At 37.1% G+C, this 21798-nt stretch carries 22 protein-coding genes and 2 tRNA genes; all 24 read left to right on the top strand.

Annotated features, from left to right (window positions below; all coding sequences use genetic code 11):
• The first annotated feature begins 7 nt into the window (after positions 1-7).
• The 24 genes from yabN (at position 8) to lysS (ending at position 21479) form a co-directional block, all read left to right on the top strand.
• Positions 8-1468, top strand: a complete 1461-nt coding sequence (yabN, locus tag DET63_RS28680; protein WP_113938523.1) for a bifunctional methyltransferase/pyrophosphohydrolase YabN — start codon at positions 8-10, stop codon at positions 1466-1468.
• 14 nt (positions 1469-1482) lie between these two features.
• A complete protein-coding gene (locus DET63_RS28675; protein WP_002009677.1) occupies positions 1483-1758 on the top strand; it encodes an RNA-binding S4 domain-containing protein in 276 nt (91 codons plus the stop codon).
• Between the two features lie 58 nt (positions 1759-1816).
• Entirely contained in the window at positions 1817-2125 is a 309-nt protein-coding gene (gene yabP / locus DET63_RS28670; protein ID WP_001059101.1) for a sporulation protein YabP, read from the top strand.
• On the top strand, positions 2122-2775 hold the full coding sequence (yabQ, locus tag DET63_RS28665) for a spore cortex biosynthesis protein YabQ (RefSeq protein WP_113938522.1): 654 nt from the start codon (positions 2122-2124) through the stop codon (positions 2773-2775). Before yabP ends, yabQ begins: the two co-directional genes overlap by 4 nt.
• Positions 2772-3131: a cell division protein DivIC gene (gene divIC / locus DET63_RS28660; protein WP_002124547.1), complete on the top strand. Its 360-nt coding sequence runs from the start codon at positions 2772-2774 to the stop codon at positions 3129-3131. Before yabQ ends, divIC begins: the two co-directional genes overlap by 4 nt.
• 87 nt (positions 3132-3218) lie before the next feature.
• On the top strand, positions 3219-3707 hold the full coding sequence (locus DET63_RS28655; RefSeq protein ID WP_002063394.1) for a S1 domain-containing RNA-binding protein: 489 nt from the start codon (positions 3219-3221) through the stop codon (positions 3705-3707).
• A gap of 159 nt (positions 3708-3866) precedes the next feature.
• Positions 3867-3940 (top strand) — tRNA-Met (locus DET63_RS28650).
• A 13-nt stretch (positions 3941-3953) separates the two neighbouring features.
• Positions 3954-4025: transfer RNA gene (locus DET63_RS28645), tRNA-Glu, on the top strand.
• Positions 4026-4286: 261 nt separating this feature from the next.
• Positions 4287-6758 (top strand): stage II sporulation protein E, encoded by a 2472-nt coding sequence (spoIIE, locus tag DET63_RS28640; protein ID WP_113938521.1) that lies wholly within the window; start codon positions 4287-4289, stop codon positions 6756-6758.
• Between the two features lie 203 nt (positions 6759-6961).
• Positions 6962-8392: a tRNA lysidine(34) synthetase TilS gene (gene tilS, locus DET63_RS28635; protein ID WP_113938520.1), complete on the top strand. Its 1431-nt coding sequence runs from the start codon at positions 6962-6964 to the stop codon at positions 8390-8392.
• Positions 8389-8931 carry a hypoxanthine phosphoribosyltransferase gene (hpt, locus tag DET63_RS28630; protein ID WP_002124550.1) on the top strand — a complete coding sequence of 181 codons (543 nt, stop codon included), beginning with the start codon at positions 8389-8391 and terminating at the stop codon, positions 8929-8931. The genes tilS and hpt overlap by 4 nt, the downstream gene beginning before the upstream one ends.
• An 85-nt stretch (positions 8932-9016) precedes the next feature.
• Complete coding sequence (gene ftsH / locus DET63_RS28625; RefSeq protein WP_002091565.1) at positions 9017-10918, top strand: ATP-dependent zinc metalloprotease FtsH; 1902 nt, start codon at positions 9017-9019, stop codon at positions 10916-10918.
• Between the two features lie 222 nt (positions 10919-11140).
• A complete protein-coding gene (locus tag DET63_RS28620; RefSeq protein ID WP_002009692.1) occupies positions 11141-11929 on the top strand; it encodes a type III pantothenate kinase in 789 nt (262 codons plus the stop codon).
• Between the two features lie 6 nt (positions 11930-11935).
• Positions 11936-12811, top strand: coding sequence for a redox-regulated molecular chaperone HslO (gene hslO / locus DET63_RS28615; RefSeq protein ID WP_002091564.1), 876 nt, complete (start codon positions 11936-11938; stop codon positions 12809-12811).
• Between the two features lie 117 nt (positions 12812-12928).
• Positions 12929-13852: a cysteine synthase A gene (gene cysK, locus DET63_RS28610; RefSeq protein WP_113938519.1), complete on the top strand. Its 924-nt coding sequence runs from the start codon at positions 12929-12931 to the stop codon at positions 13850-13852.
• A 223-nt stretch (positions 13853-14075) separates the two neighbouring features.
• Complete coding sequence (gene trpE, locus DET63_RS28605) at positions 14076-15473, top strand: anthranilate synthase component I (protein WP_113938518.1); 1398 nt, start codon at positions 14076-14078, stop codon at positions 15471-15473.
• Positions 15474-15478: 5 nt separating this feature from the next.
• Complete coding sequence (pabA, locus tag DET63_RS28600) at positions 15479-16066, top strand: aminodeoxychorismate/anthranilate synthase component II (RefSeq protein WP_002113273.1); 588 nt, start codon at positions 15479-15481, stop codon at positions 16064-16066.
• Positions 16060-16932 carry an aminodeoxychorismate lyase gene (pabC, locus tag DET63_RS28595; protein ID WP_113938517.1) on the top strand — a complete coding sequence of 291 codons (873 nt, stop codon included), beginning with the start codon at positions 16060-16062 and terminating at the stop codon, positions 16930-16932. The genes pabA and pabC overlap by 7 nt, the downstream gene beginning before the upstream one ends.
• The gene (folP, locus tag DET63_RS28590; RefSeq protein ID WP_113938516.1) at positions 16907-17767 is read left to right on the top strand and encodes a dihydropteroate synthase; all 861 of its coding nucleotides are present in this window, start codon (positions 16907-16909) and stop codon (positions 17765-17767) included. The genes pabC and folP overlap by 26 nt, the downstream gene beginning before the upstream one ends.
• The gene (gene folB / locus DET63_RS28585; protein WP_000358063.1) at positions 17768-18130 is read left to right on the top strand and encodes a dihydroneopterin aldolase; all 363 of its coding nucleotides are present in this window, start codon (positions 17768-17770) and stop codon (positions 18128-18130) included.
• Entirely contained in the window at positions 18127-18642 is a 516-nt protein-coding gene (folK, locus tag DET63_RS28580) for a 2-amino-4-hydroxy-6-hydroxymethyldihydropteridine diphosphokinase (RefSeq protein WP_002138868.1), read from the top strand. The genes folB and folK overlap by 4 nt, the downstream gene beginning before the upstream one ends.
• A complete protein-coding gene (locus DET63_RS28575; RefSeq protein ID WP_000387027.1) occupies positions 18594-18797 on the top strand; it encodes a helix-turn-helix domain-containing protein in 204 nt (67 codons plus the stop codon). The genes folK and DET63_RS28575 overlap by 49 nt, the downstream gene beginning before the upstream one ends.
• Before the next feature lie 23 nt (positions 18798-18820).
• On the top strand, positions 18821-19819 hold the full coding sequence (gene dusB, locus DET63_RS28570; protein WP_113938515.1) for a tRNA dihydrouridine synthase DusB: 999 nt from the start codon (positions 18821-18823) through the stop codon (positions 19817-19819).
• A 160-nt stretch (positions 19820-19979) separates the two neighbouring features.
• Positions 19980-21479: a lysine--tRNA ligase gene (gene lysS, locus DET63_RS28565; RefSeq protein WP_002009709.1), complete on the top strand. Its 1500-nt coding sequence runs from the start codon at positions 19980-19982 to the stop codon at positions 21477-21479.
• The last annotated feature ends 319 nt before the right edge of the window (positions 21480-21798 follow it).

Below are 21798 nucleotides of genomic sequence, written 5' to 3'. Positions count from 1 at the left end.
ACTGGTTGTGAGTGGAATCATTACTGTTTTAGGATTAGGTGCTGGTGAGTTAGATCAGTTAACGATGGGTGTATATCGAAAGATAAAAGAAGCAGACCATATGTTTGTTAGAACGAAGGAACACCCAGTTATAGAAGAATTGGAGAAAGAAGCTATAAAGTATACGGCCTTTGATAATGTATATGAGGCACATGATACATTTGAAATCGTATATGAAACAATTGCGAATACATTGCTAGAACAAGCTAAAGGTGCAGAAATTATTTATGCTGTTCCAGGTCATCCGCTTGTAGCAGAAAGAACAGTTCAGCTACTTTTGGAAAAAGGAGAAGCAGCAAATATTGAAGTGCGAATTGAAGGTGGACAAAGTTTCCTTGATCCGATGTTTGCAAGTCTAAAAATTGATCCGATTGAAGGGTTCCAATTAATTGATGCTACATCATTTGAAAGAGGGCAATTAGAATTACGTCAACATTTAATCTTTTGCCAAGTGTATGATGCATTCGTTGCTTCAGATGTGAAGCTAACGTTAATGGAGATTTTGCCAGATGATTACGAAGTGTATATCGTAACAGCTGCAGGGACTTCATTCGAGCAAGTGAAAAAGGTATCGTTATACATGTTAGATCACGAAACAGAATTAAATAATTTAACGAGTGTGTATGTACCGCCGGTTAAGGAACGTGCGTCCTTATATCAGCAGTTTGATGTGCTTAGAGCAATTATTGCTGATCTTCGTGGACCGAATGGTTGCCCATGGGATAAAAAGCAAACTCATCAATCTTTAAAGAAATACTTAATTGAAGAAGCGTATGAAGTGCTAGAAGCAATTGATGAAGAGGATGATGATCATTTAGTAGAAGAACTAGGTGATATATTATTACAAGTTATGCTTCATGCCCAAATTGGAGAGGATGAAGGTTGGTTCTCTATAGATGACATTATTCGGACTTTAGCTGAGAAAATGGTTCGTCGTCATCCGCATGTGTTTGGTGATACGGATGTAAATAATGCTGATGAAGTGATTGCAAATTGGGAAGAAATTAAAAAACAAGAAAAGGGATTCGTGAAAGAATCTGTTTTAGCGGGTATTCCAAAAAGCTTGCCACAACTAATGCGTGCTTATGAAATTCAGAAGAAAGCTGGAAAGGTTGGATTTGATTGGGTTGATGTGCAGCCGATGATAGAGAAAGCCTTAGAAGAATGGCAAGAATTCCAACAAGAAGTTGTAAACATGGATGAGAAAAAGATGCTAGGTGAATTTGGTGATTTACTATTTGCATTTGTTAATATAGCTCGTCATTATAAATTAGATCCAGAAGAAGCGTTACGTTCAACTAATGAGAAATTTATGGCTCGCTTTTTATACATGGAAGCAAAAGTAGCTGAAATGAATAAGGAAATGCAAGATTTATCATTAGAACAGTTAGATATTTTATGGGAAGAGGCAAAACAAACAGAGCGTTAATAGGGGGATTTGATATGCGTCTAGATAAATTTTTGAAAGTATCACGTTTAATTAAAAGAAGAACATTAGCAAAAGAAGTGTCTGACCAAGGAAGAATTTCGATTAATGGCCAAGTGGCAAAAGCGAGTTCAGATGTGAAGGTAGAGGATGAATTAACAATTCGTTTCGGGCAAAAAATAGTAACTGTGAAAGTAAATGAATTGAAAGAAACAACTAAAAAAGAAGATGCAGCAAACATGTATAGTCTTGTTCGTGAGGAAAAAGTGAAAGCGGAAGAAGGCTTGTTCTAAAATAGGTTAGCCCTTCATACATTACTATTAGCTAGTATAAAGCTATGGGGGGATTTTCGTGAATAATGGTTACTCACCTATGTCTTCTAATCAACAAAATGTTTCTGTAGAGCATGATATTATCATGCGTGGCAGGCGTGTAATCGATATTACTGGTGTAAAGCAAGTAGAGAGTTTTGATAGCGAAGAGTTTTTACTCGAGACTGTAATGGGTTTTTTAACAATTCGTGGTCAAAATTTGCAAATGAAGAATTTAGATGTAGAAAAGGGTGTTGTATCAATTAAAGGGAAAGTTCATGAAATGTTGTATATTGATGAGAACCAAGGGGAGAAAACTAAAGGCTTCTTTAGTAAGCTGTTTAAATGAGCCTAACAATTCAGTTGTATACAATGCTTTCGATGATTGGAATGGGTGCTTGGATTGGTGCTTCTTTAGATACATACCAACGGTTTTTAAAACGCCAAGAGCGTAAACGTTGGCTTGTATTTATACATGATATACTATTTTGGATTGTCCAAGCATTATTCGTTTTTTATGTATTACTGCGTGTAAATGAAGCCGAACTACGTATATATGTATTTTTGGCGTTACTATGTGGTTTTGCAGCATATCAAAGCTTATTGAAAGTACTATACATGAAGATGTTAAATTTTCTCATCTATATTTTTGTACAAACAACACAATTTTTTGTTCGAATTATACAGCTACTCATGATAAAACCTGTTATTATTATAGCACAGCTATTTATTGCATTTATATTATTCTTATTTCGTATACTGCTTTCAATTGGACATGTGTTATGGAAAATGGTGATTTGGATATTACTTTTCATATGGAAAGTTTTTTTCTCGCCTGTTCGGTTTATTGCTTCGCTCATATGGAAACTTCTCCCTAATCGTGTTAAACTTTTTATAATGAAGCATGTAGGGTTCCTGCAATATGTAGCAAAATTGAAGGGACATATCTTCCAATTATGGGTGCGTATAAAAAAGAAGTTAGGGGGACCTCGGAAATGAGGGAACTGAGACAAAGAACAATCGAAAAACAGAGTCCAAATCCTGTTAAAGAACATATAATACAAACGGATGAGAACAGGAAGCGACTTTATCGCCGTTTAGCGGTTTTTCTTGTCTTTGCTTTTACAATTATTGCTAGTATTAGTGTGACGTTTTATCAACAAAACAGTTCCATTAAAGCAAAAGAAGCAAAAGTTAAGGACATGAAAAAAGAACTGGATTCATTAACGAAAAAAGAAAAGAATCTAAAAGATGAAGTTCAAAAGTTGAATGATGAAGAGTACGTTTTAAAGATTGCTAGAAGGGATTATTTCTTCTCCGGAAAAGGGGAGATAATTTTTCCTGTTTCTAAGTAGAGTATGTCTTATTGACACTACATTTTAGGATTATATATAATAAAGTAAAATTTGACTTTTTAACCACTAAGGAGGAGCATTTTTTTTATGTCAATCGAGGTAGGCAGCAAGTTACAGGGTAAAGTAACAGGTATTACAAATTTTGGGGCTTTTGTGGAGCTGCCAGAAGGCTTAACAGGTCTTGTTCATATTAGTGAAGTTGCTGATAATTATGTGAAAGATATTAACGATCACTTAAAAGTAGGCGACCAAGTAGAAGTAAAAGTTATCAATGTTGAAAAAGATGGCAAAATTGGCCTATCTATTAAGAAAGCGAAAGAACGTGAAAAAACAGAAGGAGATCGTCCGCGTGGTGAATACCAACGTGGTGGTGATCAACAACGTTCTGGACGTCCACAACGTAATAATAATCGTTCTTCCAACAGAGATAACCGCGGTGGCGGTAACGAACGAGCTCCAAAAGAAACATTTGAGCAAAAGATGGCACGCTTTTTAAAAGATAGTGAAGATCGTTTAACTTCTTTAAAGCGTAACACAGAATCTAAACGTGGTGGTCGTGGCGCACGTCGCGGATAATAAGTCCGTTTAATTCTTAACATATAGAGAGGTACCCAGAGTAATTACTCGGGTACTTTTTTATGTGAGAGGATATATTTTTAAAAAAGTTTTTGAGATGTATTGACTTTAAAATATATCTGATGTAATATACTAATTGTCCGTTAAATACGACGACATGGCGGTGTAGCTCAGCTGGCTAGAGCGTACGGTTCATACCCGTGAGGTCGGGGGTTCGATCCCCTCCGCCGCTATATTTAATTTAACGGCCCGTTGGTCAAGTGGTTAAGACACCGCCCTTTCACGGCGGTAACACGGGTTCGAATCCCGTACGGGTCATCTAAAAAGATCATGCAAATTTGCATGGTCTTTTTTTGTTAAATATAAATTAAGACGTACAATACTTCTACAAAATCACCCTATATTTTCTGAACATTCTTTCAACTATCTTTAAATAATTTAAATACTATGTATATATGTAGATTTATTTCGAATAAAAAGTCGAACGATTATAAAAGTCAAAACTGTTGTTTTGACAAAAAAACCAATAATCATCTTTTATAATAACAGTAATTAAACTATGCAGGTGGTGTTAAAAATATGCCTAAAGCAGGAAGGAATACTATGAATACAAGTGCATTGGCGATGAATGAAAGTCAGCTTGGAACAATAAAGTGGGCGAGTAAGTTGCGAATGAAGTTTGAAAAAGTTTTCTTTAGATGGGGATTCATTATTGCTGTTATTGGTTTTCTTTTGGGACGAGCATATATATTAACAAACATTTTACCGTTTGCATTGCCGTTTTTTGCTGCTGTTTATGTTATGAAGCGAGATAAAATGCCGCTCGCGTTCTTAGCCCTAATGGGGGGAGCACTTTCAGTTTCAATAGATAATTTATTTTTTACTTTTGCATCTATCTTTACCTTCTTTATTTATAATATCTTCTTTAGTCGGTTTACACGTAAAACTGTTGGACTTGTACCATTCCAAGTATTTATCTCCGCATTAACCGCACATTTAGTTGTTGTATATTTTGCACAGCAAACCGTCACCATGTATGATCTGCTCGTCAGTACGATCGAAGCGGGGCTTAGCTTCGTATTAACGATGATATTTTTACAAAGTGTTCCGCTTTTAGTGGAAAGGAAAGGGAAGCAACAAGCGTTAGAAACAGAAGAAATTGTTTGTTTAATTATATTACTAGCATCTGTTTTAACGGGCACAACGGATTGGTTTGTTTATGATGCTTCTATTCAACATATTTTCACTAGATATTTAGTATTAGTATTTGCCTTTATTGCAGGGGCAGCTACAGGGTCCACGGTAGGAGTTGTCACTGGGTTAATATTAAGTTTAGCAAATGTGGCGAGCTTGTCTCAACTTAGTCTCCTTGCCTTTTCAGGATTGCTTGGGGGATTGTTAAAAGAAGGGAAGCGTATAGGAGTTAGTTTAGGTTTATTAATTGGTACAAGCTTAATTACATTATATGTAGACAAGCAAACAAGTATTGTAACAACTTTAATTGAATCTGGTGTAGCAATTGTTTTTTTCTTATTAACACCGAAGCTTATTATGGATCGTATTGCTAAATTTATGCCGGGTACACAGGAACATTCACAGGATCAACAACAATATTTAAGAAGAGTGCGCGATGTTACAGCAAACAAAATCAATCAATTTGCTAATGTATTTGCTGCTTTGTCTAATAGCTTTTCTGTATACGGGTATGTGGAGGAAGAAGATAAAGAAACAGAAGCTGATTTATTTTTAAGTACAATTACTGCAAAAACATGTCAAACATGCTTTAAGAAGGATCAATGTTGGGTAGTTAATTTTGATAAAACATACGATTATATGAAACAAATAATGAGTGAAACAGAAGAAGGAACGCTGCAGCATAATCGGAAGTTAGTTCGTGAATGGGACAAGCATTGTGTTAGAGGGAAGAAAGTAACGGATTTAGTAGCGGGTGAATTAGATCACTTCTATGAGGGGCAGAAATTAAGAAAACAAATGAAGGAAAATCGTAGAATTGTAGCGGAGCAATTACTAGGTGTATCAAAAGTGATGGAGGATTTCGCTAAGGAGATACAACGAGAAAGAGAGAACCATCAAGCGCAGGAGGAGCAAATTTTACAAGCGTTTCGTGATTTTGGTGTCGAAGTGGAGCATGTTGATATTTATTGTTTAGATAGAGGAAGTATTGATATTGAAATGTTGATTCCGGCTGCATCTAATGAACATGGGGAATGTGAGAAGTTGGTTGCTCCAATGCTTTCAGATATTTTAAAAGAGAATATCGTCGTTAAGCATGAAGAGAAATCCTCATATCCAAATGGGCACAGTTTAATATCATTTGGTTCAGCGAAGACGTATTCTCTTGATACAGGATTGGCCACAGCTGCAAAAGGTGGTGGGTTTATTTCAGGTGATTCCTACGCGATGATGGATTTGAGCGTTGGTAAATATGCACTTGCGATTAGTGATGGTATGGGAAATGGACAAAGGGCTCATATGGAGAGCAGGGAAACGGTAAAATTATTACAAAAGATACTTCAATCAGGTATTGATGAAGAAATAGCGATTAAGTCCATCAATTCGATTCTTTCTTTAAGGACGACAGAGGAGATGTATACAACGCTTGACTTGGCTATGGTAGATTTAAGGGATGCGAGTGCGAAGTTTTTAAAGATTGGATCGACGCCGAGCTTTGTTAAACGCGGAAATAATATTTTGAAAATTGAGGCAAGTAATTTGCCGATGGGAATCATTGAAGATGTTGAAGTTGATGTGGTTGGTGAGCAATTAAAAACGGGTGATCTTCTTATCATGATGAGTGACGGCATCTTTGAGGGAGCGCAACATGTGGAGAATCACGAATTATGGATAAAACGTAAAATTAAAGAACTACAAACAGAGGACCCACAGGAAATCGCTGATATTATTATGGAAGAAGTAATTCGCTCTGGTGATGGTTATATAAATGATGATATGACTATTGTGGTGGCGAAAGTAAAGAAAAATATGCCGAAGTGGGCTACGATTCCAATAGTAGGAATGCAGGCGCAATAAAATAATCAAAAAACCTAGGTAGATGCCTAGGTTTTTTTGATTAAAAAGGTAATGTGATTACTTTGTTAAATATACAGGAGGGATGTAAGATAAAAATATGGATTTTGTACATCTTTTTTTTGCACAATGTTTGTAAAAGTTGTACCATTATATACAAGGTAACTAATGTTGTTGTTCTTGTTTAATGAAAGGTGATTGCGAAGTTGAAAGATGCATTTGTTGAAAAAGTAGATGACTTTGTAAAGCAGCATGATGTATTAAAGAAACATTCAACAATTGTTGTAGGGGTTTCTGGTGGTCCTGACTCTTTGGCTCTTTTATATTATTTGTTAGAAAAAAGGGCAGAAAAACAGCTAGAAATTGTAGTAGCACATGTGGACCATATGTTTAGAGGTAATGAATCTTATGAGGATTTACAGTTTGTACAGGGTCTTTGCAAAGAGCTAGGAGTTATTTGTGAAACGCTAAGGATTAATGTGTCGCAATATCAACAGCAATATGGAATGAATGCACAAGTTGCAGCTAGAGAATGCAGATATGCATTTTTGGAAAGAATAATGAAGAAATATGATGCGAGTTATGTAGCTCTTGGTCACCATGGAGATGATCAAGTAGAGACGATTTTAATGCGCCTTGTACGAGGGAGTACTCCGAAAGGATACGCAGGAATTGCAGTGAAGCGATCTTTTCATAATGGATATTTAATTAGGCCGTTACTTGGGGTAACTAAGGAAGAAATTGTTGATTACTGTAATAAATTAAAAGTTATTCCGCGTATAGATCCGAGTAATAAAAAAGAAGTATATACAAGGAATCGATTACGTAAATATGTCCTTCCTTATTTGAAAGAAGAAAATCCACAAATGCATGAGAAATTTCAAAAATTTAGCGTGCAGATGCAAGAGGATGAGGCTTATTTGCAGGAATTAGCTTTTGAGAAAATGAATAAAGTAATTACAAAAAAAAGCGATAAACAAATTAGCTTATCAATTCCTGCCTTTGAATCCATGTCTATGCCTTTACAAAGAAGAGGGATTCAACTAATATTAAACTATCTTTATGAATATAAGATTCCATCTTCGCTTTCTTCTATACATATTGACAAGGTGATTGAATTTTTTAAGCGGGCACAACCTTCAGGTTCACTAGATTTTCCAGGTGGTTTGAAAATTGTTCGCACATACGAAGAATGTGGTTTTGGATTTAAACAAGAAGTTGTTTCTCCTTTTTCGCAAGATTTATCAGTACCTGGGACAATTATATTGCCGAATGGGGATAAACTTGTAACAGAGGTGAGCGAAGATATACCGAGTAACATGAATGAAACAGTATTTGTTGCTAAGTATAATGATATATCGTATCCACTTCGTATTCGGTCTAGGGAAAATGGAGATCGCATGTCAATGCAAGGTATGGATGGTACAAAAAAGATAAAAGCTGTTTTTATCGAAGCAAAAGTACCAAAAGAAAAAAGAGAAGAATGGCCGATCGTTTGTGACGCAAGTGGAAATATTATTTGGGTACCCTTGTTGAAACGATCTGCGTTTGCTACTTCGAAAGAGCTAGCAAAGAAGGGTAAATACATGATTATTCACTACAAAAGCAAGGAGTCTTCCGGGAGGATAATGAAATGATGAATCAAGATATCGAAAAAGTATTAATTTCTGAAGAACAAATACAAGAAAAGGTACACGAACTAGGTGCAGTTATTGCAGAGGATTACAAAAATACAGTACCTCTTGCGATTGGTGTACTAAAGGGTGCAATGCCATTTATGGCAGATTTATTAAAGAGAACAGATACATATCTTGAAATGGATTTTATGGCTGTATCTAGCTACGGTCACTCTACAGTTTCGACAGGCGAAGTAAAAATCTTAAAAGATCTTGATACTTCGGTAGAAGGTCGCGATATTTTAATCGTTGAAGATATTATTGATAGCGGTCTTACACTAAGCTATTTAGTGGACCTGTTTAAATATCGTAAAGCGAAATCTGTAAAAATTGTTACTTTATTAGATAAGCCAACAGGCCGTAAGGTTGATCTGAAAGCAGATTATGTTGGATTTACTGTTCCTCATGAATTTGTTGTAGGATATGGATTAGATTATAAAGAGCAGTACCGTAATCTTCCTTATGTAGGAGTATTAAAACCAAGTGTTTACTCAAATTAATTAAATATAGGCGTTACAATTGTATAGGAAATTTTTTTTATGTTACGATTTACTATAGTGTTTATGCCGTGAGAGGAGGTTAGGAATGAATCGTATCTTCCGTAATACCATCTTTTATTTACTGATATTCCTAGTAGTAATTGGAATCGTGAGCTATTTTAATGGTTCGACGCAAAAAACGACATCAGTTAGCTACGATAAATTCATTACTCAACTTGAAAAAGGTGAAGTGCGTAATGTGCAGCTTCAACCGAAAAATGGTGTGTTTGAGGTAAAGGGACAATTCAAGACTTCTAGCCAAGGAGAACAATTTGTTACTTATGCACCAAATACTGAGGAATTACAAAAGAAAATTAATGATAAAGCGCAAGGGGCTGAAGTTAAGTATCAACCAGCAGAAGAAACAAGTGCTTGGGTAACGTTCTTTACTTCTATCATTCCGTTTGTCATTATCTTCATTTTATTCTTCTTCTTATTAAACCAAGCTCAGGGCGGCGGTAGCCGTGTTATGAACTTCGGGAAAAGTAAGGCGAAGCTATACAATGATGAAAAGAAAAAAATTCGTTTCAGAGATGTTGCTGGAGCGGATGAAGAGAAACAAGAACTTGTTGAGGTAGTTGAATTCTTGAAAGACCCTCGTAAGTTCGCTGAAGTTGGTGCCCGTATTCCGAAGGGTGTTCTATTAGTGGGACCTCCAGGTACAGGTAAAACTTTACTAGCACGTGCTGTTGCAGGTGAGGCAGGCGTTCCGTTCTTCTCTATTAGTGGTTCTGACTTCGTAGAGATGTTCGTCGGTGTCGGTGCATCCCGTGTACGTGATTTATTTGAAAATGCAAAGAAAAATGCTCCTTGTATCATTTTCATTGATGAAATTGATGCAGTAGGACGTCAACGTGGCGCGGGTCTTGGCGGTGGTCATGATGAGCGTGAACAAACGTTGAACCAATTGCTTGTTGAAATGGATGGATTCGGTGCAAACGAAGGTATTATTATCATCGCTGCGACAAACCGTCCTGATATTCTTGATCCAGCGTTATTACGTCCAGGTCGTTTTGACCGTCAAATTACAGTAGATCGTCCAGATGTAAATGGTCGTGAAGCTGTACTTAAGGTACACGCTCGTAATAAACCGCTTGATGAGAATGTCAACTTAAGAGCAATTGCAACTCGTACACCAGGATTCTCTGGTGCCGATCTTGAAAACTTATTAAACGAAGCTGCTTTAGTAGCTGCGCGTCAAGATAAGAAGAAAATTGATATGAGTGACATCGATGAAGCAACGGATCGTGTTATTGCAGGTCCAGCTAAGAAGAGTCGCGTTATCTCTGAAAAAGAACGTAATATCGTTGCATTCCATGAGGCTGGCCATACTGTAATTGGTGTTGTCCTTGATGAAGCAGATATCGTTCATAAAGTAACAATTGTCCCTCGTGGTCAAGCTGGTGGATATGCGGTAATGCTTCCGAAGGAAGATCGTTACTTCATGACAAAACCAGAGTTACTTGATAAAATCACTGGTTTACTTGGTGGTCGAGTAGCTGAGGAGATTGTATTTGGTGAAGCAAGTACAGGTGCTCACAACGACTTCCAACGTGCGACTGGTATTGCAAGACGTATGGTTACAGAATTCGGAATGAGTGATAAGCTTGGACCGATGCAATTTGGTAGCTCACAAGGTGGTCAGGTATTCTTAGGAAGAGACTTCCATTCAGAACAAAACTACAGTGATGCAATCGCGCATGAAATTGATGTGGAAATGCAAATAATTATTAAAGACTGTTATGCTCGTGCGAAACAAATTCTTACTGAAAAACGAGATAAGCTTGATATTATCGCGAAAACGTTACTTGAAGTAGAAACATTAGATGCAGAGCAAATTAATCATTTATATGATTATGGCAGATTACCCGAGCGTCCAACATCTTCAGATGATGTGAAAGTAAACATCAATATGAAGAAAGACGATGAAGATACAGAAGATAAGTAAGAAACGAAGGAGTGACAATAGTCACTCCTTTTTTTTGTGGAATGAATTTAAGTGGCAAAAAAAATTGAATGAAACTATTATTTAAAATTGAAATAGAGAGTAATCTTTTTGTACAATGATGAGTATAGAAAAACTGATTATATAAGTATGTGTGATATGATGTTTTTATAAGTTTTATACATACTGCGCAAATATAGATTAAATAAGATAAGTGGTGAGAATATGATTTTTGTATTGGATGTAGGGAACACAAATGCGGTACTAGGTGTGTTTGAAGAGGGGGAACTTCGTCAGCATTGGCGCATGGAAACAGATCGTCATAAAACAGAAGATGAGTATGGGATGCTTGTAAAGCAGTTACTTGAGCATGAAGGTCTTTCTTTTGAAGATGTGAAAGGTATTATTGTGTCTTCAGTCGTACCGCCAATTATGTTCGCTTTAGAGCGTATGTGTGAAAAGTATTTTAAAATTAAACCGCTTGTAGTGGGGCCTGGGATAAAAACTGGCTTGAATATTAAATATGAAAATCCACGTGAAGTAGGCGCGGACCGAATTGTAAATGCAGTAGCAGGAATCCACTTATATGGAAGTCCACTTATTATTGTTGATTTTGGTACGGCTACTACATATTGTTATATTAACGAAGAGAAGCATTATATGGGTGGCGTCATTACGCCAGGAATTATGATTTCGGCAGAGGCTTTATATAGCAGGGCAGCAAAGCTTCCTCGTATTGAAATTACAAAACCGGGTAGTGTTATCGGGAAGAATACAGTAAGTGCAATGCAATCAGGTATTCTTTATGGATACGTTGGACAAGTGGAAGGTATTGTTAAGCGTATGAAGGAAGAAGCTAAGCAAGAACCGAAAGTTATTGCAACAGGTGGATTAGCAAAATTAATTTCAGAAGAATCGAATGTAATTGATATTGTAGATCCGTTTTTAACGTTAAAAGGTTTGTATATGTTATATGAGCGTAATGCAAATTTACAACATGAGAAGGGTGAATAAATAAGTATGAAAGATTATTTAGTAAAAGCGTTAGCGTTTAATGGAGAGGTTCGTGCTTATAGTGTACGTACAACAAATACAGTAAGTGAGGCGCAAAAGCGTCATGATACATGGAGAACAGCTTCAGCGGCACTTGGTCGTTCTTTAACTGCGGGTACAATGATGGGTGCTATGTTAAAAGGTGAGCAGAAGTTAACGATTAAAGTAGAGGGTAACGGTCCGATTGGTCCTATCTTAGTCGATGCTCATGCAAATGGGGATGTACGTGGTTATGTAACGAACCCACATGTTGATTTTGAAGGAACGGAACAAGGAAAATTACGTGTATATCAAGCGGTAGGTACAGAAGGATTTGTAACGGTAATTAAAGATATCGGTATGCGTGAACCGTTTATTGGTCAATCTCCAATTGTTTCAGGAGAACTAGGGGAAGATTTCACATATTATTTCGCGGTTTCTGAGCAGACACCTTCTTCTGTAGGTGTTGGTGTTCTTGTAAATGGAGATGATAGCGTATTAGCGGCGGGTGGATTCATTCTTCAAATTATGCCAGGTGCGCAGGAAGAGACAATTTCATTTATTGAAGAGCGTCTTCAACAAATCCCGCCAGTATCACAATTAATCGAACAAGGTCTTTCTCCAGAAGAATTACTGTATGAAGTGCTTGGAGAAGATAAAGTGAAAGTGCTAGAAACAATGGATGTTCAATTTAATTGTACATGTTCACGTGAGCGTATTGAAAGTGTGCTAATTAGTTTAGGGAAAGCGGAGCTAGAACAAATTCGTGCAGAAGAAGAAGAGACGGAAGTTCACTGTCACTTCTGTAATGAACGACATAAATTCGCTAAAGAAGATATTACAAGTCTAATTGAGAACCTGTAATAAAGAAGTTTAGGCGGAGAATCAGCCGCCCGAATAGATTGACAAACAGGGAATTTTCTGACAAAATCTAAATATAGATAAAACCAATAAAAATACTCGGTGTTAGGAGTGACAGGAATGCGAGTGGCACAATCAGTTTCAGAATTAATCGGGAAAACGCCGATCGTTAAGTTGAACCGCATCGTAGAATCAGACAGCGCAGATGTATACTTAAAATTAGAATTTATGAATCCGGGGAGCAGTGTTAAAGATCGTATCGCGTTAGCTATGATTGAAGATGCTGAAAATAAAGGATTATTAAAAGAGGGCGATACAATCATTGAGCCGACAAGTGGTAACACAGGTATTGGCTTAGCGATGGTAGCAGCTGCTAAAGGATATAAGGCAATTTTAGTAATGCCAGAAACAATGAGTATTGAGCGTCGTAATTTATTACGCGCTTACGGTGCTGAATTAGTATTGACTCCAGGACCTGAAGGAATGGGCGGAGCAATTCGAAAGGCAACTGAATTAGCAGAAGAACATGGGTACTTTATACCACAACAGTTCCAAAATCAAGCGAATCCAGAAATCCATCGTATAACAACAGGTCCAGAAATTGTTGAACAGATGGGGGATCAATTAGATGCGTTTATCGCAGGTATTGGTACAGGTGGAACAATTACAGGTGCCGGTGAAGTACTGAAAGAAGCCTATAAAGATATCAAAATTTACGCGGTAGAACCTGCGGATTCACCAGTATTATCTGGTGGAAAGCCAGGGCCACATAAGATCCAAGGAATTGGAGCGGGGTTTGTTCCGGAGACATTGGATGTAAAGGTATATGATGAAATTATCCAAGTGAAAACAGAACAAGCGTTCGAGTATGCGAGAAGAGTGGCTAAAGAAGAAGGTATTTTAGTGGGTATCTCTTCAGGAGCGGTCGTTTACGCAGCGACAGAAGTTGCGAAGAAATTAGGTAAAGGGAAAAAGGTACTTGTTATTATCCCAAGTAACGGTGAACGTTATTTAAGTACACCACTTTATCAATTTGAGTCATAATTGAATGTGATTTGAAAAGCATCCTTAAAAAAGGATGCTTTTTCTTTTTTGATTGGAAAAAGGAAAAGAGTGAATGACTAGAAAACTTCATGTAAAATAAGAAGTAGTATAATTAATTTATTTTCACTAGCCCTCAAGTATAATCATTCTCTATATAAATAATTTTATGTAGTTTGAGTTGATTGGCTTAAGAGGGTGGGATAACAGAAGACGGGGTGTTGATATGCAACGAAGAAAATCTTTAGCGCTTTCTATTCCATATCAGTTAGATTTCTTTAAGCAATATAAATTTCTTTCTCAGGATAAGCCGCAACATATTTTGTTAGAAAGTGGACGTGGTGGTCGTTATAACATTGTTGGGCTGGATCCAGTAGCGGTAATTCAGGGTAAGAATGAGACGTTACATATAAGTGAAAGTGGTAAGGAAACAATAGAGCGAGGGAATCCATTAGATTTAATGCAAGTGTATATGGAGAAATGGAAAACGGATTATAATCCGGAGTACCCACCTTTTCAGGGTGGGGCAATTGGATACTTTAGTTATGATTGTATCCGTTATATTGAAAAACTTTCTTCTCTTGCGAAGGATGATATTAATATACCTGACATATTCTTTTTGTTATTTGATGACGTGTTTGTGTATGATCAACAGGAGAGAGTATTATGGATTATTACGCATTATGTAGATGAGTGTGAAGAGGCAGAAGAACGATTAAATGAATGGAAGGGTCTTTGGATGAAAGAAGCCCCCGAAGTGAATATGCCGTTTGAATCTCCTGAAAAGAAAAATGAAGCAGTCGCTTTTACGGAAGAGGGCTTTATGAAGGCCGTTGAACGTATTCAAGAATATATTGGAGCGGGTGATGTGTTTCAAGTAAACTTGTCGACAAGACAAGAAAGAACATTACAAACACATCCACTAGAAATATATACAAGTCTTCGTGAAATTAATCCATCTCCATATATGGGTTACTTGGAGTTTGGAGATTTTCAAATTGTTAGTGCTTCGCCTGAATTGCTAATTAAAAAGCAAGGAAAAGAAGTGAGTACAAGACCGATTGCTGGTACGCGCTCTCGAGGAGCAAGTGAGCAAGAGGATGAAGAATTAGCGAAAGAATTAATTGAAAATGAAAAGGAAAGAGCAGAGCATGTAATGCTTGTGGATTTAGAACGAAATGACTTGGGCCGGGTTTGTAAATATGGCACTGTTGAAGTAGATGAATTTATGGTAATTGAAAAATACTCACACGTTATGCATATTGTTTCTAATGTGCGTGGTGAGGTGGAAGCAGATAAAGATGCTTTCGATTTGGTGAAGGCTGTATTTCCTGGTGGGACAATTACCGGTGCCCCGAAAATACGTACGATGGAAATCATTGAGGAATTAGAACCTGTTCGCCGAGGAATTTATACGGGTTCAATTGGTTGGATTGGTTATTCTGGAGATACGGAATTGAATATTGTAATCCGAACACTACTTGCTAAAGATGGACAAGCGCATGTGCAAGCTGGAGCGGGTATTGTAATTGATTCAAATCCAAAAGATGAATATAAAGAGTCGTTAAAAAAAGCAATCGCTTTATGGCGTGCAAAAGAAAGTAGCGAAGAAACGGTTAGGTGAGAGAAATGATATTAATGATTGATAATTATGATTCTTTTACATTTAATTTAGTGCAATTTCTTGGAGAACTTGGACAAGAGCTTGTTGTTAAGCGTAATGATGAAGTGACTATTTCGGATATTGAGAATATGAAACCAGATTTTTTAATGATTTCGCCAGGTCCATGTAGTCCTAATGAGGCGGGAATCAGTATGGATGTTATTAAATATTTTGCAGGTAAGCTTCCGATTTTTGGGGTCTGTCTTGGACATCAATCAATTGCACAAGTATTTGGAGGGGATGTTGTCAGGGCAGAGCGTTTGATGCATGGAAAAACATCTTTAATGCATCATGATGGGCAGACGATTTTTTCTGATATCCCAAATCCATTTACCGCGACACGTTATCACTCTCTTATCGTTAAAAAAGAGACGTTACCGAATTGTTTAGAGATAACATCTTGGACTGAAGAAGGTGAAATTATGGCGCTTCGTCATAAAACGTTGCCGATTGAAGGGGTACAATTCCATCCGGAATCTATTATGACTTCTCATGGGAAAGAGTTGCTACAGAATTTCATTCGCAAATATAGCCCAAGTGTGACATCGTGTTAATTTACGTAAATGGCGCGTATGTAGAAGCGAGTGAAGCGAAAATTTCTCCTTATGACCACGGTTACCTATATGGGCTTGGGGTTTTTGAGACATTTCGTATTTATAATGGTCATCCCTTTTTATTGGATGATCATTATGAACGCTTAATGGATGCGCTCGATATATTGCAAATCAAATGGACAATGACAAAAGATGAAGTGATGCTTATTTTAAAGAATCTACTTGTTAAGAATGAGTTAAAGCATGCGTATGTGCGCTTAAATGTATCGGCGGGTATAGATGAAATAGGATTACAAACGGAAGTATATGAAGAACCGTCTGTTATTGTTTTTATAAAACCTTTAGCAGCTCCAGGGAATGTAGTGGAAAAAGAAGGAGTTATTTTAAAGCAAGTGAGAAATACACCTGAGGGTGCATTTCGCTTGAAGTCCCATCATTATTTAAATAATATTTTAGGGAAACGCGAAATTGGAAATGTTGTGAATAAGGAAGGTATTTTTCTTACCGAAACAGGTTATGTTGCAGAGGGTATTGTTTCGAATCTCTTTTTTGTTAAAGGAGGTATTTTATATACTCCTTCATTAGAAACAGGGATTTTAAACGGAATCACTCGTGCGTTTATTATAAAGGCTGCTGAAGAGCTAGATATAGAAGTAAAGGAAGGTTTCTTTACAAAAGATGAATTGCTTTCAGCGGATGAAGTGTTCGTAACGAACTCTATTCAAGAGATTGTCCCCCTTTATCGTATAGAGGAGAAAGATTTCCCGGGTAAAGTGGGAGTGGTTACAAAAAGACTTATGGATCTTTATGGAGTGCAGAGAGAGAAATTGTGGAGCAGAAATGAATTGCGAAGAGGAGATGTGTAGTTTGAAGTGGGATTATGATTTGCGCTGCGGCGAATATACATTGAACTTAAATGAAAAGACATTAATTATGGGGATTTTAAATGTAACGCCAGATTCATTTTCTGATGGTGGGAGTTACAACGAAGTAGATGCTGCGGTGCGACATGCGAAAGAAATGAAAAATGAAGGTGCTCATATTATTGATATCGGTGGTGAATCTACCCGCCCGGGTTTTGCTAAAGTTTCGGTAGAAGAAGAAATAAAGCGAGTCGTTCCGATGATTCAGGCGGTTTCGAAAGAAGCGAAATTACCTATTTCTATCGATACGTATAAAGCTGAAGTTGCAAAACAAGCGATTGAAGCTGGTGCTCATATTATTAATGATATTTGGGGAGCGAAGGCGGAACCGAAGATTGCTGAAGTTGCAGCCTATTATGATGTACCTATTATCTTAATGCATAACCGAGATAATATGAACTATCGCAACTTAATGGCTGATATGATTGCTGATTTGTATGAAAGTATTAAAATTGCTAAAGATGCTGGTGTACGAGATGAGAATATTATTTTAGACCCAGGTATCGGTTTTGCGAAAACACCTGAACAAAATTTAGAAGCGATGCGTAATTTAGAACAGTTAAATGTACTGGGTTATCCAGTCCTCTTAGGTACTTCAAGAAAGTCCTTTATTGGTCATGTATTAGATTTGCCAGTGGAGGAGCGTCTTGAAGGAACGGGTGCTACCGTTTGTCTTGGTATTGAAAAGGGCTGTGAATTTATCCGTGTTCATGATGTGAAAGAAATGGCGCGTATGGCTAAGATGATGGATGCGATGATTGGTAAGGGGGTAAAGTAATTGGATAAAATTTATATCCATGATATGGAGTTTTACGGTTATCATGGTGTATTCCCAGAAGAGAATAAATTAGGTCAGAGATTTAAAGTAGATTTAACGGTGGAGTTGGATTTAAAACGCGCAGGAGAAAGTGACGACTTAGAGCATTCTGTCAATTACGGGGAACTTTTTGAGCTGTGTAGAAAAGTTGTTGAAGATAGAACGTATAAGCTTGTAGAGAGTATCGCTGAAAATATCGCTACAGATATATTGAAACAATATGAGAGTATTTCACGGTGTACAATTAAGGTAATTAAACCGGATCCGCCGATACCAGGACATTATCGTGCTGTAGCGGTAGAAATTACGAGAGAGCGTCCATGAATAATATAGCGTACATTGCATTAGGTTCCAATATTGGGGAGCGTTATACTTATTTAACTGAAGCAATTCAGTTTTTAAATAAAAACCAGCATATCCAAGTTGATGATGTTTCGTCTGTATATGAAACCGATCCGGTTGGCTATACTGACCAAAATTGCTTTTTAAATTTAGTTATAAAAATTTCTACCAATTTATCACCGCAAGAATTATTGAAAGTAACACAAAGGGTAGAGAATGACCTAGGAAGAAAAAGGGAAATTAGATGGGGCCCGAGGACCATCGACCTTGACATTTTACTATATAATCAAGAAAATATTGAAGCAGAGAATCTTATTGTTCCGCATCCGCGGATGTTCGAAAGAGCTTTTGTTATCGTTCCGTTGTTAGAAATCAATCAAGATATAAAACAAGACATTTCACGTTCACAAGTAGAAGAAATGAAAAGGCGAGAGGGAGTAACGGTATGGAAGCAGAAAAATGGGGAAGACGCATTCGTGCTTTTCGAAAGCTAAAAGGCTATACACAAGAAGGTTTTGCGAAAGAATTAGGGGTATCTGTATCTGTTTTAGGTGAAGTTGAGAGAGGGAATCGATCGCCTTCCCAAGATTTTGTAGTAGAAGTTGCTAAAGCATTAAAGGTCTCGATAGATGAATTAATGCCGAAGTGACTATGAAGGAAGGAGTAAATCGAGTGTTAAAGATTGCAAATATTCAGATGAAAAATCCGGTTGTATTAGCACCGATGGCGGGAGTGTGTAACTCTGCATTCCGTTTGACAGTAAAAGAATTTGGTGCAGGTTTAGTTTGTGCCGAAATGGTAAGTGATAAGGCAATATTACTTAATAACAAAAGAACATTAGATATGCTATATATCGATGAGAGAGAAAAGCCATTAAGCTTACAAATTTTTGGTGGAGAGAAAGAAACTCTTGTGGATGCTGCGAAATACGTAGATAAATATACGACAGCAGACATTATTGATATTAATATGGGGTGCCCAGTACCGAAAATCACTAAGTGTGATGCAGGAGCAAAGTGGCTTTTAGACCCAAATAAAATATATGAGATGGTAGCGGCGGTTGTAGATGCTGTTGAAAAGCCAGTTACAGTTAAAATGCGTATTGGTTGGGATGAAGAACATATTTTCGCAATAGAAAATGCTAGAGCTGTTGAGCGTGCTGGTGGACAAGCGATAGCGGTTCATGGGCGTACACGAGTACAAATGTATGAAGGTAAAGCAGATTGGAATATTATTAAACAAGTAAAGCAGGCTGTAAATATTCCGGTTATCGGAAATGGTGATGTCGAAACACCACAAGATGCAAAGCGTATGCTTGATGAAATTGGTGTAGATGGTGTTATGATTGGTCGCGCTGCTCTTGGAGATCCGTGGATGATTTATCGTACGGTAAAGTATTTAGAGACAGGTGAGTTAATGCCGGAACCAACAGTGCGTGAGAAAATTGATGTATGTATGTTGCATCTAGATCGTCTTATCGATTTAAAGAACGAAAATGTTGCCGTAAGAGAGATGAGAAAGCATGCAGCTTGGTATTTAAAAGGTGTTCGTGGTAATGCGAGTGTGCGTAATGGTATCAATACTTGCGACACACGTGAAGACCTTGCGAATGTATTAGGTGCATTTGTAGAAGAAGTAGAAGCGAAACAACAAACAATTTATGTTGGTTAATAAGGGGGCATAGGAGATTGACATTCTTCTATACACTTCCTATAATTACGTGAAAGAAAGAAGAACTGCCAGTTAGTTGCTGGCAGTTTTTCTAGTTGAGTAGAAAATGCTATACTGTATATATTGTAAAAATTAATAGAGCTGGAGTGATATTAATATCATGGATAACATGAACCACGAAGAATTAAACGACCAATTGCTTGTTCGTCGTGAAAAGCTACATAATTTGCGTGAGCAAGGAATCGATCCGTTCGGTAAACGATTTGAACGCACAAATTCAACAACTGACTTAGTAAGTCTATATGGAGAATTCTCTAAAGAAGAATTAGAAGAGAAAGAAATCACTGTTTCTATCGCTGGTCGTATTATGACAAAACGCGGTAAAGGAAAAGCAGGATTTGCGCATATTCAAGATTTACAGGGGCAAGTTCAAATTTATGTTCGTAAAGATACTGTTGGAGATGAAGAGTACGAGTTATTTACGACAGCAGATTTAGGTGACTTAGTAGGTATTGAAGGTAAAGTGTTCAAAACAAACGTTGGAGAACTTTCAGTAAAAGCAATAGGATTTACACTTTTAACGAAATCCCTTCGTCCATTACCGGATAAATACCATGGATTAAAAGATGTTGAACAACGCTATCGTCAACGTTACTTGGACTTAATTACAAGTATGGAAAGCCGTGAAACGTTCGTTACACGTAGTAAAATCATTCGTGAAATGAGAAGATATTTAGATGACAACGGTTATCTTGAAGTAGAAACGCCTATGATGCACGCGATTGCAGGTGGAGCGTCTGCTCGTCCTTTCACTACACACCATAATGCGTTAGATATGGAATTATATATGCGTATCGCAATTGAACTTCATTTAAAACGTCTTATTGTGGGTGGATTAGAAAAGGTTTATGAGATCGGCCGTGTATTCCGTAATGAGGGTGTATCAACTCGTCATAACCCTGAGTTTACGATGATTGAATTATATGAAGCGTACGCTGATTATAATGATATTATGAAACTGACAGAAAATATGGTTGCTCATATCGCGAAAAAAGTATTGGGTACAACAACAATCCAATATGGTGATTATGAAATTAATTTAGAGCCAGAATGGACACGTCTTCATATGGTAGATGCAATTAAGCAACACTCTGGAGCAGATTTCTGGAATCCAATGAGTGTAGAAGAAGCGCGTGAACTTGCAAAAGAACATAATGTGGAAATTAAGAATACAATGGAAGTTGGTCATATTATTAATGAGTTCTTCGAACAAAAAGTAGAAGATAAATTAATCCAACCAACATTTATTTACGGTCATCCGGTAGAAATTTCGCCACTTGCGAAAAAGAATGACGAAGATCCACGATTCACAGATCGTTTCGAGTTATTTATCGTTGCACGTGAACATGCAAATGCATTCACTGAGTTAAATGATCCAATCGATCAAAAAGAACGTTTTGAAGCTCAACTAAAAGAGCGCGAGCAAGGTAATGACGAAGCTCATATGATGGATGATGATTATATCGAAGCTCTTGAGTACGGTATGCCTCCTACGGGCGGGTTAGGAATCGGTATTGATCGTCTTGTTATGTTATTAACAAACGCACCATCTATTCGTGACGTATTATTATTCCCAGCTATGCGCCATAAACAAGACTAAGCTTTGGAGATTTCTCCAAAGCTTTTTTTATTTCTTTATTTATTTGAGGGGAGAGAAACCTTCTATTAAAAGGAACGCGAGATTATTACTCGTTAAATGGATGCCAGATTAAAAAAACTATACTTATATAGAAGAAAGGTGCTGTTTTTATGCTTTTTTACTAAGTTAAAAATTTTATTAGAAAAACTATTGCATTTCATTTTTCTACATGATATATTAATAACCGTCGCTGATGCAGAAACGCAGAAAACGGCAAAAAAGAAATTGAAAAACTTAGTTGACATCGAAAAATGAAGATGTTAACATAAGGAAGTCGCAA

Source organism: Bacillus sp. DB-2 (genome assembly GCF_003315125.1).
In the GTDB taxonomy this organism is placed as follows: Bacteria; Bacillota; Bacilli; order Bacillales; family Bacillaceae_G; genus Bacillus_A; species Bacillus_A mycoides.
The sequence above is the reverse complement of the archived record's forward strand: the minus strand, read 5'-3'. Positions and strand labels throughout refer to the sequence as shown.

Coding starts and splice junctions, on each gene's coding strand:
- divIC (WP_002124547.1), top strand. CDS start 2,772: ATGAGGGAACTGAGACAAAGAACAATCGAAAAACAGAGTCCAAATCCT.
- folK (WP_002138868.1), top strand. CDS start 18,127: ATGAATAATATAGCGTACATTGCATTAGGTTCCAATATTGGGGAGCGT.
- hpt (WP_002124550.1), top strand. CDS start 8,389: ATGATGAATCAAGATATCGAAAAAGTATTAATTTCTGAAGAACAAATA.
- DET63_RS28620 (WP_002009692.1), top strand. CDS start 11,141: ATGATTTTTGTATTGGATGTAGGGAACACAAATGCGGTACTAGGTGTG.
- DET63_RS28675 (WP_002009677.1), top strand. CDS start 1,483: ATGCGTCTAGATAAATTTTTGAAAGTATCACGTTTAATTAAAAGAAGA.
- ftsH (WP_002091565.1), top strand. CDS start 9,017: ATGAATCGTATCTTCCGTAATACCATCTTTTATTTACTGATATTCCTA.
- folP (WP_113938516.1), top strand. CDS start 16,907: ATGAATTGCGAAGAGGAGATGTGTAGTTTGAAGTGGGATTATGATTTG.
- cysK (WP_113938519.1), top strand. CDS start 12,929: ATGCGAGTGGCACAATCAGTTTCAGAATTAATCGGGAAAACGCCGATC.
- yabQ (WP_113938522.1), top strand. CDS start 2,122: ATGAGCCTAACAATTCAGTTGTATACAATGCTTTCGATGATTGGAATG.
- DET63_RS28575 (WP_000387027.1), top strand. CDS start 18,594: ATGGAAGCAGAAAAATGGGGAAGACGCATTCGTGCTTTTCGAAAGCTA.
- DET63_RS28655 (WP_002063394.1), top strand. CDS start 3,219: ATGTCAATCGAGGTAGGCAGCAAGTTACAGGGTAAAGTAACAGGTATT.
- spoIIE (WP_113938521.1), top strand. CDS start 4,287: ATGCCTAAAGCAGGAAGGAATACTATGAATACAAGTGCATTGGCGATG.
- hslO (WP_002091564.1), top strand. CDS start 11,936: ATGAAAGATTATTTAGTAAAAGCGTTAGCGTTTAATGGAGAGGTTCGT.
- lysS (WP_002009709.1), top strand. CDS start 19,980: ATGGATAACATGAACCACGAAGAATTAAACGACCAATTGCTTGTTCGT.
- trpE (WP_113938518.1), top strand. CDS start 14,076: ATGCAACGAAGAAAATCTTTAGCGCTTTCTATTCCATATCAGTTAGAT.
- pabA (WP_002113273.1), top strand. CDS start 15,479: ATGATATTAATGATTGATAATTATGATTCTTTTACATTTAATTTAGTG.